At 41.2% G+C, this 14088-nt stretch carries 13 protein-coding genes; 9 read left to right on the top strand and 4 right to left on the bottom strand.

Translation table 11 applies throughout. The annotated features are described in order from the left end of the window. Window positions 1-380: 380 nt before the first annotated feature. From BGL89_RS08290 to BGL89_RS08275, 4 genes are all read left to right on the top strand, one after another. Window positions 381-1169 (top strand): ABC transporter permease, encoded by a 789-nt coding sequence (locus BGL89_RS08290; RefSeq protein WP_286825307.1) that lies wholly within the window; start codon window positions 381-383, stop codon window positions 1167-1169. 159 nt (window positions 1170-1328) lie between these two features. Further along, window positions 1329-1913 carry a pseudouridine synthase gene (locus BGL89_RS08285; RefSeq protein ID WP_286825306.1) on the top strand — a complete coding sequence of 195 codons (585 nt, stop codon included), beginning with the start codon at window positions 1329-1331 and terminating at the stop codon, window positions 1911-1913. Between the two features lie 103 nt (window positions 1914-2016). Further along, a complete protein-coding gene (locus tag BGL89_RS08280; RefSeq protein WP_286825305.1) occupies window positions 2017-3405 on the top strand; it encodes an AAA family ATPase in 1389 nt (462 codons plus the stop codon). Next, the gene (locus BGL89_RS08275; protein WP_286825304.1) at window positions 3405-3971 is read left to right on the top strand and encodes a hypothetical protein; all 567 of its coding nucleotides are present in this window, start codon (window positions 3405-3407) and stop codon (window positions 3969-3971) included. The genes BGL89_RS08280 and BGL89_RS08275 overlap by 1 nt, the downstream gene beginning before the upstream one ends. A gap of 74 nt (window positions 3972-4045) precedes the next feature. Here BGL89_RS08275 and BGL89_RS08270 read toward each other — a convergent pair whose 3' ends face one another. Then, on the bottom strand, window positions 4046-4474 hold the full coding sequence (locus tag BGL89_RS08270) for a Tery_1686 family protein (RefSeq protein ID WP_002743840.1): 429 nt from the start codon (window positions 4472-4474) through the stop codon (window positions 4046-4048). Between the two features lie 197 nt (window positions 4475-4671). On the opposite strand from BGL89_RS08270, the gene BGL89_RS08265 reads away from it, so the two are divergent. Beyond that, entirely contained in the window at window positions 4672-5973 is a 1302-nt protein-coding gene (locus tag BGL89_RS08265; protein WP_286825303.1) for a hypothetical protein, read from the top strand. Window positions 5974-6342: 369 nt separating this feature from the next. Here BGL89_RS08265 and BGL89_RS08260 read toward each other — a convergent pair whose 3' ends face one another. Next, window positions 6343-7869 carry a YifB family Mg chelatase-like AAA ATPase gene (locus BGL89_RS08260; protein WP_286825302.1) on the bottom strand — a complete coding sequence of 509 codons (1527 nt, stop codon included), beginning with the start codon at window positions 7867-7869 and terminating at the stop codon, window positions 6343-6345. A 180-nt stretch (window positions 7870-8049) separates the two neighbouring features. Between BGL89_RS08260 and BGL89_RS08255 the strand changes: the two genes are divergently transcribed. Together BGL89_RS08255 and BGL89_RS08250 are read left to right on the top strand one after the other, a co-directional pair. Further along, entirely contained in the window at window positions 8050-8391 is a 342-nt protein-coding gene (locus tag BGL89_RS08255) for a histidine triad nucleotide-binding protein (RefSeq protein WP_286825301.1), read from the top strand. Window positions 8392-8485: 94 nt separating this feature from the next. Next, a complete protein-coding gene (locus tag BGL89_RS08250; protein ID WP_286825300.1) occupies window positions 8486-9022 on the top strand; it encodes a retropepsin-like aspartic protease family protein in 537 nt (178 codons plus the stop codon). 31 nt (window positions 9023-9053) lie between these two features. Here the strand turns inward: BGL89_RS08250 and hppD are convergent, their stop codons facing one another. Both hppD and BGL89_RS08240 read right to left on the bottom strand, forming a co-directional pair. Beyond that, on the bottom strand, window positions 9054-10139 hold the full coding sequence (gene hppD / locus BGL89_RS08245) for a 4-hydroxyphenylpyruvate dioxygenase (protein WP_286825299.1): 1086 nt from the start codon (window positions 10137-10139) through the stop codon (window positions 9054-9056). Between the two features lie 273 nt (window positions 10140-10412). Further along, window positions 10413-11117, bottom strand: coding sequence for an SDR family oxidoreductase (locus tag BGL89_RS08240; protein WP_286825298.1), 705 nt, complete (start codon window positions 11115-11117; stop codon window positions 10413-10415). 684 nt (window positions 11118-11801) lie between these two features. Here BGL89_RS08240 and BGL89_RS08235 point away from each other — a divergent pair. Next, window positions 11802-12710, top strand: a complete 909-nt coding sequence (locus BGL89_RS08235) for a calcium-binding protein (protein ID WP_286825297.1) — start codon at window positions 11802-11804, stop codon at window positions 12708-12710. A 124-nt stretch (window positions 12711-12834) separates the two neighbouring features. After that, complete coding sequence (gene sat, locus BGL89_RS08230) at window positions 12835-14004, top strand: sulfate adenylyltransferase (protein ID WP_286825296.1); 1170 nt, start codon at window positions 12835-12837, stop codon at window positions 14002-14004. Window positions 14005-14088 lie beyond the last annotated feature (84 nt).

Genomic DNA, 14088 nt, shown 5'->3' with positions numbered 1-14088 from the left:
ATTCCTTCTTTCAAAACTATACCTATCAATCGTTTCCCCTTTTTTTAAGTTTCTTCTCTTTTTGTTAAGAAAGATCTGACTAATGGATAGCTTAATAAGGGGGGCATCTGATAATTTTTAACGCCTACCTACTTAAGTAAGCTAAAACGGATTTTAACCGCCTATCCTTAAATTAGCTGAATCTCTCCCAATCCCTTTACTGTTGGCTTTTGCCTCTTGCCTATCCTTAAATTAGCTGAATCTCCCCCAATCCCTTTACTGTTGCCTCTTGCCTATCCTTAGACGATGATTATTTTTCTGGTGCGAAAAGCTCGCCCTTGAAAAAGGGGACAAATATTAATTATTATTAAAAGTATATTTACTAATTAACCAAAATACCAGTGAAACTAGCTCAAGCTCAGACGATATTAACAGACACTTTAACCGTATTTTGGGGAGAATGGCTAGATTTACGGGCGAGAGTCCTTCAGATCGCCGCCACAGGTTTAGTTTCTCCCCTAATCTATATTATCGGTTTCGGGTTGGGGTTGGGAAGCGCCCTCGATCGCTCGATGAAACCCTCGATCGGCGATTCTTATCTAGAATTTATCTTACCCGGAATGGTGGCCCTGTCCTCAATGGCGATCAGTTTCGGGGGAACCACCTTTTCCATCTGTGGCGATCGCTTATTTAGTAAAACCTTCGAGGAATTATTATTACTTCCCGTCCATCCCCTCTCATTATTTTTAGGCAAAGTTTTCGCGGGAATTTTGCGGGGTGTCATGACTTCTGCAGCAGTGATTCTCGTTGCTATCTTGTTTACAGGAAAATTTGCCAGTTTTCTCAATCCCCTCTTTTTATTAGTTTTAATCTTAAATTGTGCCGTCTTTGCCAGTTTAGGGGCAATTGTCGGATTGCGAGTTACATCCCTCGAAAGTGTCGGTCTGTATAATAACTTTATAATCGTGCCGATGTCTTTTTTAGGAGCAACTTTTTTCGATCCACAAACCTTACCCTGGCCATTAAAAATTATTGTTTATTCCTTGCCCCTCACCTATGCTAGTCTGGGATTAAGAGCCGCAGCCTACGATATAAATCAATTTCCTTGGTTCGCTATCCCCATTTTATTAATCGTCGCTATTCTTCTCTCGATCATCGGTGCTTATCAATTCTCCCATCAAAGGGATTAAATCAGTGATCAGTGATCAGTAATCAGTTATCAGTTATCAGTAATCAGATTTTAGTTTTCGGTGAACAGTATTAAGTGGCAAGTTCCGAGCTTTCTTTTCACTGTTTACTGTAATCCTGACTCCTATCTCCTGACTCCTATCTCCTGACTACTTTTTACTTTGAATAAATATATCCTTTTTTATAAACCCTACGAGGTATTATGTCAGTTTACTGATGAAAATGGGCGCTCGACTCTAAAAGATTATATTCCTATCCCCAATATCTATTCAGTCGGTCGTTTAGATAGGGACAGTGAGGGATTATTATTACTCACAGATAACGGTCAATTACAGCATCGTTTGGGTCATCGTCAATTTGCTCATCCGCGTACCTATTGGGTACAAGTCGAAAGAATTCCTGACCTAAACGCTTTAGAAAAATTGCGTCAAGGTCTTCCTATTCAGGATTATCGCACTCGACCAGCCATAGTTAATTTACTAGATTTTGAACCAGATTTACCCCCCAGAGAGCCACCGATTCGTTATCGAAAATCTGTCCCCACCGCTTGGTTAGAAATTACCTTAACTGAGGGGAGAAATCGTCAGGTAAGACGGATGACTGCTGCCGTTGGTTATCCCACTTTAAGATTAATTAGAACAGCCATTACTATTGACAAAAACAATAAATTATGCTTAACAGGATTACAACCCGGTCAATGGCGAGAAGTGACTGAAAAAGAGAGAAAAGCCTTAGAAAGGTTATAATTTTTGTAAGTAACCTTGATAACCAAAGTTGAATGTATAGTTTGGGACTTGCTCAGATGATCCACAATTATCTATAATCGTGAATATTAAACTTAAGACAAACATGAAAGTTAAAATTAAAAATCTTGGCATTTTAAAACAGGCAGAATTCAGTCTAGGCGACCTGACAATTATCTGTGGTAGTAATAATACAGGTAAAACTTATGCTACATATTCTTTATTTGGTTTTTTATATACTTGGCGAAGACTATTAATGTTGCCAAAATTTGGACTCAAAGAAAAAATTGATCAACTACTTTCTGATGGTGTAATTAGTCTCGATCTACAGGAGTATGTTCAACAGTGTGAAAGTATTCTTACTACAGGTTGTCAAAGATATGTTCGACAAATACCTGAAGTTTTTGCGGTCAACGAGGAGAGGTTTAAAAATGTTGATTTTCAGATAGAATTAAATTTTGACAATATTCAATTTGAAAATGGGTATGAAAGGACAATTAGCACAGCTAAATGGGAAACTATCTCGATTAGCAAACCTGAAAATAACCCCTATTTATCCATTACATTGCTAAGAGAAAAATCTAATATAAATCTGTTAGTTAATGTTCTTGAAGAGATCATTGACAACAGTATCAAAGATATAATTTTCTCTCAGTTTTTTCCCAGGCCATTTATTGCCAGTGCAGAAAGGACAGGAGCGGCAATTTTTCGCAAAGAGTTAAATTTTGCTCGTAATCGTTTACTGGAAGAAATTAGCAAAAATAGCAATTTTAATCCTAGAGAACTGTTATTTAATGTTTCTCAGGATTATGCGCTCCCGGTCAAAGAAAATGTAGATTTTACTAGACAAATAGAAACAATTGTCAAAAAAACTAGCTTTATCGCCGAAAATCATCCCAGTATTTTAGAAGATTTTGCCGATATTATTGGTGGTCAATATATGATTACTAACAATGATGAACTTTATTACATTCCTAAAGGAAAAAAACTTAGACTATCGATGGATGAAAGTTCTAGTGCTGTACGTTCTCTTTTAGACATTGGCTTTTATTTAAGACACGAAGCTCGCATCGGAGATTTGTTAATGGTAGATGAACCTGAATTAAATCTCCATCCAGAAAATCAACGCCGTATCGCTAAACTTTTCGCTCGACTGATCAACATTGGTATTAAAGTTTTTATCACTACTCACAGTGATTATATTATCAAAGAAATCAACACATTAATTATGCTCAACCATGATCAACCACACCTGAAACAAATTGCAGCGGAAGAAGGCTATAGACAGGAGGAATTATTATCGGCCGATCAAGTTAAAGTCTATATTGCTGAACAAGCTTTAGAGATGTTAAAAGGAAAAAAAAGAAAGACCAAATTTAACACTTTAACTCCCGCTAAAATTGATCCAGAAATGGGTATCGAAGCGCGCAGTTTTGATACTACTATCGAAAAGATGAATCGTATTCAAACGGCTATTATTTGGGGTGAGGAGTAATGTCTGATATTGCTATGCTCAAAGAAATGATTAAGGATTGTGCGATAGTAGAGTTGGAATATCAAAAAGAATACAAACGAGATAGCTATTTACTGAAACTGACAGAAACTCAAGATAACTATTCGTTTGCGGTTAATGGAATGCCGAAACCCGATGAGGTTATTGTGATCAAGCTAGATAAGTTTTTTGATGTCCGCAGTATTTTTACTGGTAGTAAAGGTGAGTGTAAGCGTGCAGATTTTATAATTATCGCTAATACCACTTCTGAAAAAGTTATCCTTTGTTTGGAAATGAAGAAAAGCAGAGATGATAATTCATCGATAATTAAACAATTAAAAGGAGCCAAATGCTTTGTCTCTTATTGTCGTGAAATCGGACGCTTATTTTGGAATCAACCCGATTTTCTTCAGGACTATCAATATCGCTTTGTTAGTATTAAAAATATCAGTATTTCTAAAACAACCACCAGCAGCCGTCAATTTTCTCAAAAAAGTGAGATTCATGATCAACCAGAAAAAATGTTAAAAATTTCCGCTAAAGCCAAGCACTTTCAAGAATTAATTTAGTCCTATAGCTTGACATTATGAACGATTTAATCTCGATCGAATAACGATCTTTTGCCGAGAGTGCCGAAAGAGCCTTATCGATGCTCATTTTTAAAAACTTCAAACACCTGCCGGCTGAAATATTTTAACTTATCAGCCACCTTAGGAGAGGGTTGATAATTGCCGACTAATTGCCAATTTTCCACCGTAGATAGTCGCCAAGCGGTTCCTTGATGGTTAAAAGCCTGCATTTCTAAGCCAATCAAACGCTGATGCTGATCCTCGCTATCGAGATGAAAACGAATTTGTACCAGAATACTGCGCCCTTGAATTCTGGGACTCCAACCGGGAAAATGGAAAGCGATATCGATCGAGTCGGGATCTGTTAACTCCCTTGTGTGGGGATCATTGCGCCAAGGTTTCAGATCTGCCTTTGCATCGGGGAATTGTTGCTTAAACAGGTTGACGAGTGTGGCGATCTTCGCCGTTAATTCTAATCCTTTTGCCTGTTCCGACGCATTCATGCTCACCTCTGATAATTGCTTATAAAGTAACTATTTATACAGTTTAGCCCTGCTTTTTGCGACTATTGCACCAATTATAACGATATTTTCTCGATCGAGTCCAAAATGCCGCACCTGTCAATCCAGATAGCGCGGCCAAAAAGACAAAATCAAAACTAAACTAGAAAATAGGATAATCGACAGGAACAGTATTTTCTATGAATCCCCAAGAGTCTCTATTACAATCGATCGAAAAATTAGGCTATCGGGTTACGGTGGGTGATGTGGCGGCAAAATCGGGTTTAGAGATTAACGCTGCACAACAGGGATTATTAGCTTTAGCTGCGGAAGCGGGGGGATATTTACAGGTAGCAGATACGGGGGAGATTATCTATCTTTTTCCCGAAAATTTTCGCTCGATTCTTCTGAATAAATATTGGCAATTAAAGTTAAAAGCTTTCGGTAGTAAAATCTGGCAAGTAGTTTTTTATGTTATTCGCATTTCCTTTGGCATTGTTTTAATTATTTCGATTTTAATCCTCTTGCTGGCTATTCTGGCTATCCTGATAGGCTTAATGTTCAAAGATAGTGACTCGGATAACAATTCGGGAAATAGCAAAATTAATATTAACTTCTTTCCCACGGACTTTTTCTGGATTTTTTATCCCGATTTTGGTAATAACTACTACGAAAGAAGAGATAGGGAAGTTAAGGCAGAAAAACCCGCTAGTAAGATGAATTTTCTGGAGTCAGTTTTTTCTTTTCTTTTTGGCGATGGCGATCCTAATTTTAATTTAGAGGAGAGACGCTGGCAAACTATCGGTCAAGTAATTCAAAATAATCGTGGCTCGATTATTGCTCCACAAATTGCTCCCTATCTCGATAGTATTACCCCCAGTCATGAGGAGACAGAAGACTATGTTCTGCCAGTTTTAACTCGCTTTAATGGTTTGCCGCAAGTGTCCGATCGAGGCGATATTATCTATTATTTTCCCGATCTACAGGTGACAACCAAAGAGAGAAAAGTACAAGCATTGTCACCCTATCTAAGAGAAAAAAGCTGGAAGTTTAGCGAAGCGGATAGTGGTCAAATTATCTTAGCTTTAGGTTTAGGGGGGGTTAACTTTATCCTCGCTTTAGTTTTAGGATTTTTGCTCAACAGTGATAGTGTCGATTTGAGCGGTTCTCTGGGGTCGATAGTCACAGGGATCTACGGTTTTCTCCTCAGTTATGCCGCTGCTTTTTTGGGGATTCCCCTCGGTCGTTATTTCTTTTTGCAGTGGAGAAATGAGCGGGTTAATCAACGCAATCAACAGCGAGAAAAAAGAGCAGATTTATTAGCCCAAAATAATCCTGAATTAGAGCAAAAACTTGCCTACTCTCGTCAATTCGCTGACCAAAAAGTGATTACAGATGCTGATATTAGTTATTCTACTGATCAAGACTATCTCGAACAAGAGATCGAGCGTTCCGATAAAATCGATCGAGAATGGCAAAAACGCTTAGAATCGCCCGATTAATCCCTAAAATCCCCACCAGTAAGTTTACTAAAAAGAGGGCGAAGGCAATTCGCCCCGACCAGAAAAAATGCTCTTTAAGTAAGTAGTTATAATTCAATTGAAGATAGATTCTGCCCGCTATATCTCACTTATGCAGAAATACCGACAATCAGCAATTATCAATGACTCTTAAATGATGACAAATGTGTCAGCAGCTGCCTGTAAGCATCCCACCGAAAAACTAATGCGCGGGGGGTTTGGGGGCGGCGCCACGACCCCAACGGGGGGTTTGGGGGGTAGAACCCCCCAAAGGCTTGGATTGAGTGATAAAATCGGAAGTAATGCCAAATGTTAGCCGAGAGTTTCTGACAATTTTTAACACCTCCCTACTTAACTTAAACGATCGAGAGTGCGATACTGAATTGCTTCGGCAACGTGGGAACTTTTCAGCATTTCACTATCTCCTAAATCGGCAATGGTGCGGGCAACTTTGAGAATGCGATCCATTGCTCGGGCCGATAAACCCAATTTTCGGATTGCCCCTTCTAAAATATGGCGACTGCTATGATCAAGAGCGCAAAAACCCCGCAAATGCTCGGAATTCATCTCCGCATTAGAGCGAATCCCCGTATTCTGAAAGCGATCGCTGGCCTTTTGTCTGGCCCTTTCTACCCGTTGCCGCACTTGCTCAGAAGCTTCTCCCCGACTCTCTTGGGTCATTTCTTCCGGTTTCAGGCGATTTACCGTCACTTGTAGGTCAATACGGTCTAAAAGCGGTCCCGATAATTTCGCCCAATATTGTTCCCGTTGTCGCGGTGAACAGCTGCAGGGTTGCACCGAATCGCCGTAATAACCACAGGGACAGGGATTAGTACTGGCCACTAGGGTAAAACGTGCCGGAAAAGCGACGGAAAGACGAGTGCGAGAAATGCTCACATAACCATCCTCTAGGGGTTGCCGGAGATATTCCAAGACACTGCGCTTAAATTCCGTTAATTCGTCCAAAAATAAAATACCACGGTGGGAAAGAGAGATTTCTCCCGGTCGGGGATAAGTGCCACCTCCCACCAGCGCTGCCCCGGAAGCGGAGTGATGGGGACTGCGAAAAGGACGCTCGCGCACCAAGGAACCTCGATCTTTCAGTAATCCGGCGACGGAATGAATCTGGGAGACTTCTAGGGATTCGGCAAAGGTTAACTGCGGCAGAATGCCGGGTAAACGTCGCGCTAACATGGTTTTACCGCTGCCCGGCGGCCCGACAAAAATTAGGTTATGACCTCCAGCTGCGGCAATTTCCAGGGCCCGACGGCCAATTGCTTGGCCTTTGACATCCTTGAGATCGGGGAGATTTACCTGCGATCGCCCAAATTCCTCGGCAGCGTTAAAAGTCATCGGTGAATAGCGATCGGGTTCATTTAAGAAATTTACCACTTCCGATAGATGACGAAACCCATACACTTGTAAGCCTTTAACCACGGCCGCTTCTTTGGCATTATCGGCGGGAACCACTAAACCCTTAATCCCCATTTTTTCAGCAGCGGCAGCAATGGGTAAAACCCCCGCCACGGGACGCAAACTACCATCGAGGGATAATTCGCCTAAAAAGAGAAAATCCCCCAATAAACCGGCTTCTACCTGTTCGGAAGCCCCTAAAATGCCGATACTAATCGGCAAATCATAAATTGGCCCCTCTTTGCGGATATCGGCGGGACTTAAATTGATGACAATTTTGCGGATGGGAAAGGCAAATCCGGCATTTTTTAGGGAAGCTTTTACCCTTTCTTTCGACTCCTGCACTGCGGTATCGGGTAAACCCACCACGGCAATTCCGGGTAATCCCCCCGATACATCCACCTCTACCCCGATTTTAATGGCATCGATGCCGATAATTGCCGCACTCCAAACCCTTGCTAACATTTTGGCTCAAGTAAAAATAAAGTGAGTTCTTAGGAAAATGAAACAGGATGTTAGGCTAGTTTTCCGCATAAAAATGATTTTATCTGGGAATTTACCCTGAAAATCACCGTATTTATCGGGATAACCTCACCAGAAAAGCTGAGAGCTTAATGGTATAGTTGAAAAAAAAGTAATTTGTCTATGAGCGAGACTATTTTTAGCAAAATTATCCGTAAAGAAATTCCTGCCTCGATCGTCTATGAAGATGATCTGGTCCTCGCTTTTCGAGATGTTAATCCCCAAGCACCCACCCATATCCTCATTATCCCCAAAAAACCGATTCCGAAACTAGAGGAAGCCAGCGACAGCGATCAAGAGCTATTGGGACATTTGTTACTAACTGTTAAAAAGGTGGCCGCCGAAGCTAAATTAAGTCAAGGTTATCGAGTGGTGATTAATAATGGGGAACAGGGAGGTCAAACCGTCGATCATCTTCATGTCCATCTCTTAGGCGATCGCCCAATGGCCTGGCCTCCGGGTTAAACTCCCGTTGTTTTCCCGCATTTTTGCGGAATTCTAGAGCTAGAAGCCTTCTTTTCCGAGTCTGTCTTCTCGATTTAGTTACCTTTTGCTCCTGATGAATAAGTCTATTTCTGCGATCGCATTGGCCAGCACCCTGCTGCTATTTCCCTTCACCCCTACGACTCTCGCTCAATCGGAATGCTTTCTCCAAAGAGCAGATGGACAACACATAGATCTTAGCCGTCTCTGTGGCGGTTCATCTAGAAATAGGAAAAATTCCCCGCAAGTTTATCAGCTACCGATTCAACGCCGGGTTAACGGCATTCCCACGGTGATGGTGGTTTTTAATAACCGTCACTATTATGAAATGCTTTTTGATACAGGTGCTAGTGGCATCGTCCTTACCGATGCCATGGCAAAAGCGATGAAAGTCAAACGGGAAAGGGAAGTACTCGCTCATACCGCTGGCGGTGTCGTTAGGGTTTATCTTGGTCGCATTAATTCTATTAAAGTTGGCGAGGTGGTTTTATCTAATCAGATTGTTGGTATTTCTCCCCAAATGGAAGGGTTAGGACTCTTGGGACAAACTTTTTTTGGTTCCTATGATGTCACGATCAAAAAAGATGTGATCGAATTACGTTATCGTTCATAGTCTGACGGGAAAAATGATCGCTTTCCTGACTCTAATCTAAAGTTTCTCTCTCTATTTGTTCCCGTTCGATCGCTTCAAATAAGGCCCGGAAGTTGCCTTCTCCAAAACCTCTAGCGGCATGACGGCGCTCGATTAATTCAAAAAAGAAAGTCGGCTGGGAAAAAATTGGTTTAGTGAAAATTTGCAGTAAAGTCGGCTTTTCTGGGAGGGAATGACTATTTTGTTCAAAATCGATGAGAATTTCCTGTTTTTTAATTTCTGACCATTCCCAATCAGCAATATTAAAATCTTTTTTTTGATAGTTAATTTGTTGATAATAACTATTGGGAACTGACAAAAAATCTACTTTTCTTTCTTTTAATTGTTGAGTTAATTTTAAAATATTTGCTGTTTTTAAAGCAATGTGTTGAATGCCAGATTTTTGATTAATATCTAAAAATTCTTGAATTTGAGAACTGTTACTATCTGGCTCATTAATCGGTAATTTTAATTCAGTTTCGGGGTGAACAAGTACCTGAGAATAAAGACCAGAACGCTCCGTTTTAATAGTAAAAGTTTGCCTTTTTTTAAAGCCTAAATTTTCCTCATACCAATTGGCTGTTAACTCTAAATTCCCCTGAAAAACATTTAAAACTAAATGATCAATTGCCAGAATATCCTGATTATATTGTTCCTTACTATCATACTCAATTAGATTAGGATCGGCTAAAATTGGCGTGATTCCCTGTCTTTCAATTAACGTATGTTTGAGATTAGCAATGCTAGAGATTTGACAGCTTTTTATCTTACCCCTAGCCAAAACAGTTTCCTCAATAAAAATGTCCTGTTTAATTCTCCTAGCTAAACTATCTAAATCCTCCACTTGAAAAGCTACATCCGCCACCCCTTCAGGATATTTACTTAAAAATTCCGCCACGGGACTAAGGGAATTTAAGGGAGAAGATAAGATAAAAATAATCTGTTTAGTTTTATCTTTTTGGATGCCATTGCCAACTATTTCCGTGTGCGTGTGGAGATTAACTAAACTTGCGATCGTCTGAAAATCCATCACCCGCACAAACCAATCTCGCCATTTTTTGGCCGATTCTACATAAAAATGAATATGATCAATAAACATAGATAAAGTCAAAAAAGGGGGTTTTTCAGTGAGCAGTCAACAGTCAACAGTAAACAGTGAGCAGTAAACAGTGAGCAGTGAGCAGTGAGCAGTAAACAGTGAGCAGTAAACAGTGAGCAGTGAGCAGTGAGCAGTAAACAGTGAGCAGTAAACAGTAAACAGGTATAAAGAAACTTACATCTGATAACTGATAACTGATAACTGATAACTGATAACTGATAACTGATAACTGATAACTGATAACTGATAACTGATAACTGAAAAAGCTGACGACTAAAAAAAGAGATGACTATCGGGTTGAATATTAATTTCCATGGGGACGGCTTGGGGTTCAGCATTCATGGCAAAATAGATAGCATCGGCGGCGGTTTGAGCGGTTAACATTTTAGTGCGATCAACTTTTAAGCTCACCTGATCCCAAAAAGGAGTATCCACACCACCAAAATAGAATAAAGTCATTTTAATACCATAGCGTTTTAACTCATCGGCCAAACATTTACTAAAACCGACCACCCCGTACTTAGAAGCACAATAAGCGGCAGCCATAGCCATAGAATGCTTACCTAAAATTCCCACCACATTACAGATATGACCGTACTTATTTTCCTTCATCACATTAGCCGCAGCCTGACAGGTATAAAAACTCCCCTTCAGATTGAGGTCGAGCATTTTATCTAAATCTTCCGGCGTAATTTTATTGTATTGTTTCATCACCCCGGCCCCAGCCGCATTAACCAACACATCCAACCGGCCGTAATGGGAGACAATTTTTTCCATCAAAGTTTCTACCTGAGTCGGATTGGTGATATCCGTCGGCACAATTAAAGAGGGACAACCCAACTCACTAGCTAAATTAGATAAATTATCGGCATTTCTGGCCACTAATACGAGTTTATGACCATTAACAGCTAGTTTACGGGCTAAAGTAGCACCGATACCCCCCGTAGCACCGACAATCAGGACAACTTTTTCGCTCATAATTATTGATAATTCTTTACAAATCTTATTGTAGGCCTTTCGCCCCAGAAAAGCATCGACAGTCACGCCCCTTTGATTAAGGGTTGGGGGAGTCTGGGGATAGACGGGAACATAGATGCGATCAATCGCCCTGGGACTATTAGCGGGTAAATTATACTAAATTCGTTGAGTATAGGCTACTTATCAGGATAGGCAAGAGGCTTCGGCCGTTAGATCAGGCTTCCGGTCAGTAGCTATTGATTCTTCTGCAGATCGTCGCAGTAACTGGATTCTTCCTTGCTAGTCCTAATCAACGATATTAGCAGTTACAAGTACGATTCTGGGCATAAAAACCCTATTTAACAATTTTGCTTGGATAAACCGCTTATTTAAGCTTTATATAGAACTTGACAACATTTGTAACAAAACTTAAAGTAAGTTGACATCCTGAAACCAAACACAACATTAAGTTAGTATTTCTTAAGATTCATCGAGAAGGCGAAAAAATTTGGCTTCAGTTCTTTTGAATCATTACCCTAACTACTGACTAAGAAAACTACTTAGCAGAATCCTATGCCATCCCTGTTGATTGCTAGTTTTCTGGCGTTGTGATATTGCCTAAAAATGCTGTAAAAAGCTTGGTCAATGGTTATAACTATTGGCTCAATATTTTTCGTAAAAGACCAAATCGGAGATTTGTAACTAATGGCGATTTTTCCTGGAACTATATTTAACGACAACTTTGTCGGAACCATTTTTAACGATACTTTTGTCGGTAGTAACGGCAACGACAGATTTAATGGTGGTAGTGGTTTGGACATTGCTGACTACAGCAATCTTCGCACCTTTTTTTCCGCTCCACAGAGTATTACTATTTTGCCCAGAGGCACAATCTTGAAAGGTAGTCTCGGCACTGATCAACTGACTTCTGTTGAAAGAATTATTGCCAATCCTTTTGCTAGTAATAATTTAATCGATGCTTCCACGGCCGATGCCCCCTCATTTATCGATGTTGATCTCAGTAGCTCCCGTTTAACCGTCAGAAATGTTCCTTTTCTTGGTACTTTAAACTTTACTGTTAACAACTTCGATAATGTCATCGGGACTAGCGGCAATGATAGAATTATTGGCGATTTTCAAGCCAACATTCTCAACGGTAGTAGCGGTAATGATCTGATCAGCGCTGGTGGCGGTAACGATACTCTTGTGGGTGGTGCTGGGGCAGATACTCTCACTGGGGGAACAGGGATTAACACTTTCATCTACAATTCTCGTTTTGAAGGAGTAGATTTAATCACTGATTTTGTCTCTGTTGATCGCATTCACTTAAGATCTTCTAGTTTTCTGGGATTATCTCTCGGTAGCCTCTCCGCTAGTCGCTACGGTGAAGGTAACTCCCTGTCTGCTGCCGCCACTAATGCATTTTTTGCAGGGGCTTCCTCCAGTGCGGCAATTTTGGGTGTTGGCACGGCTGCAGGGGTGGAGGTATGGTACACCAGTAATAGTTTTAATACCGCCGTATTCGGTACAGGTGCTAACCTTCTCGCCACCTTAAGTTCTGACTTTACCAATCTGGCCACAGTCAACCAAACCAACTTTAGTGTAATTGCCTAATATCTAAATTTTTCAATCTAAGGTAAGAGCTTGTACTGAAACAGTACAAGCCTTTTTATTGGAATCCCATAGAGCTTTAGCCAACTTCTGATAGGATAAACCGTGACAATGTAAAGAAATTTTTATGACTGTACTGACCGAAGGAATCGCGCCCCACGGTGGGCAATTAATTAATCGTATTGCTACCGCTGCCGAAAAAGCAGAATTTCTGGCCCTAGCTGAAAAACTACCGCGAGTTTCCCTAGATGAACGATCGCTCTCGGATTTAGTTATGATTGCTATTGGTGGTTTCAGTCCCCTCAAAGGCTTTATGGAACAGGACGACTACGAAAAAGTCGTCGATGATATGCGTCTAATCAATGGTTTACCCTGGGCAATTCCCGTGACTCTTTCCGTTAGCGAAGAAGTGGCGGATCCCCTCAAAGAAGGCAACTGGATTCGTTTAGATGACAGCGCAGGCAACTTTGTCGGAGTCCTAGAGCTAACCCAAAAATACCGTTACAATAAGGCCCACGAAGCAGTTAACGTCTATCGTACCGACGACCAGAAACATCCCGGGGTAAAAGTCCTCTACGAACAGGGAGAAATTAACCTCGCAGGTCCAATATGGTTGCTTCAGCGCGATCCTCATCCTCAGTTTCCCAAATATCAGATCGATCCTCTGCAATCGCGGAAAATGTTCCACGAAAAAGCTTGGAAAACGATTGTCGGTTTCCAAACCCGTAATCCCATCCACCGGGCCCACGAATACATCCAAAAATGCGCCCTAGAAGTGGTAGATGGTTTATTCTTGCATCCTCTTGTCGGCGCTACCAAAAGCGATGATGTGCCGGCCGATGTGCGGATGCGTTGCTATGAGATCATGATGGATAAATACTTTCCCCAAGATCGCGTTATTCTGGCTATCAACCCCTCAGCTATGCGTTACGCCGGCCCCCGGGAAGCAATTTTCCACGCTATTATCCGTAAAAACTACGGTTGTACCCATTTTATCGTCGGTCGTGACCATGCCGGAGTCGGAGACTACTACGGAACCTACGATGCTCAGTATATCTTTGATGAGTTCGAGCCGGGGGAATTGGGAATCGTGCCGATGAAGTTTGAACACGCTTTCTACTGTACCCGCACTTCGGGAATGGCAACCACTAAAACTAGCCCCAGTTTACCGGAAGAAAGAATACACCTTTCGGGAACGAAAGTCCGGGAACTGCTGCGTAAAGGAGAATTACCACCTCCGGAATTCTCCCGTCCAGAAGTGGCTGCCGAATTAATCCGCGCCATGCGAGAGTCTTGACATCCTCACCGCCGTAAAACGGACGGTGATTCCCAAACCTCACGATTTAGGTTTCTGCTTCTTTCCCTTGCGGGGTTTCGCACC

The sequence above is a fragment of the Microcystis sp. LSC13-02 genome (assembly GCA_002282935.1).
GTDB lineage: Bacteria > Cyanobacteriota > Cyanobacteriia > Cyanobacteriales > Microcystaceae > Microcystis.
This window is presented reverse-complemented; position numbering and strand designations above follow the sequence as displayed.

Excerpts from the sequence above, each read along its gene's own strand:
- BGL89_RS08280 (WP_286825305.1), top strand. The coding sequence starts at position 2,017 with ATGAAAGTTAAAATTAAAAATCTTGGCATTTTAAAACAGGCAGAATTC.
- BGL89_RS08275 (WP_286825304.1), top strand. The coding sequence starts at position 3,405 with ATGTCTGATATTGCTATGCTCAAAGAAATGATTAAGGATTGTGCGATA.
- BGL89_RS08270 (WP_002743840.1), bottom strand. The coding sequence starts at position 4,474 with ATGAATGCGTCGGAACAGGCAAAAGGATTAGAATTAACGGCGAAGATC.
- BGL89_RS08265 (WP_286825303.1), top strand. The coding sequence starts at position 4,672 with ATGAATCCCCAAGAGTCTCTATTACAATCGATCGAAAAATTAGGCTAT.
- BGL89_RS08260 (WP_286825302.1), bottom strand. The coding sequence starts at position 7,869 with ATGTTAGCAAGGGTTTGGAGTGCGGCAATTATCGGCATCGATGCCATT.
- BGL89_RS08255 (WP_286825301.1), top strand. The coding sequence starts at position 8,050 with ATGAGCGAGACTATTTTTAGCAAAATTATCCGTAAAGAAATTCCTGCC.
- BGL89_RS08250 (WP_286825300.1), top strand. The coding sequence starts at position 8,486 with ATGAATAAGTCTATTTCTGCGATCGCATTGGCCAGCACCCTGCTGCTA.
- hppD (WP_286825299.1), bottom strand. The coding sequence starts at position 10,139 with ATGTTTATTGATCATATTCATTTTTATGTAGAATCGGCCAAAAAATGG.
- BGL89_RS08240 (WP_286825298.1), bottom strand. The coding sequence starts at position 11,117 with ATGAGCGAAAAAGTTGTCCTGATTGTCGGTGCTACGGGGGGTATCGGT.
- BGL89_RS08235 (WP_286825297.1), top strand. The coding sequence starts at position 11,802 with ATGGCGATTTTTCCTGGAACTATATTTAACGACAACTTTGTCGGAACC.
- sat (WP_286825296.1), top strand. The coding sequence starts at position 12,835 with ATGACTGTACTGACCGAAGGAATCGCGCCCCACGGTGGGCAATTAATT.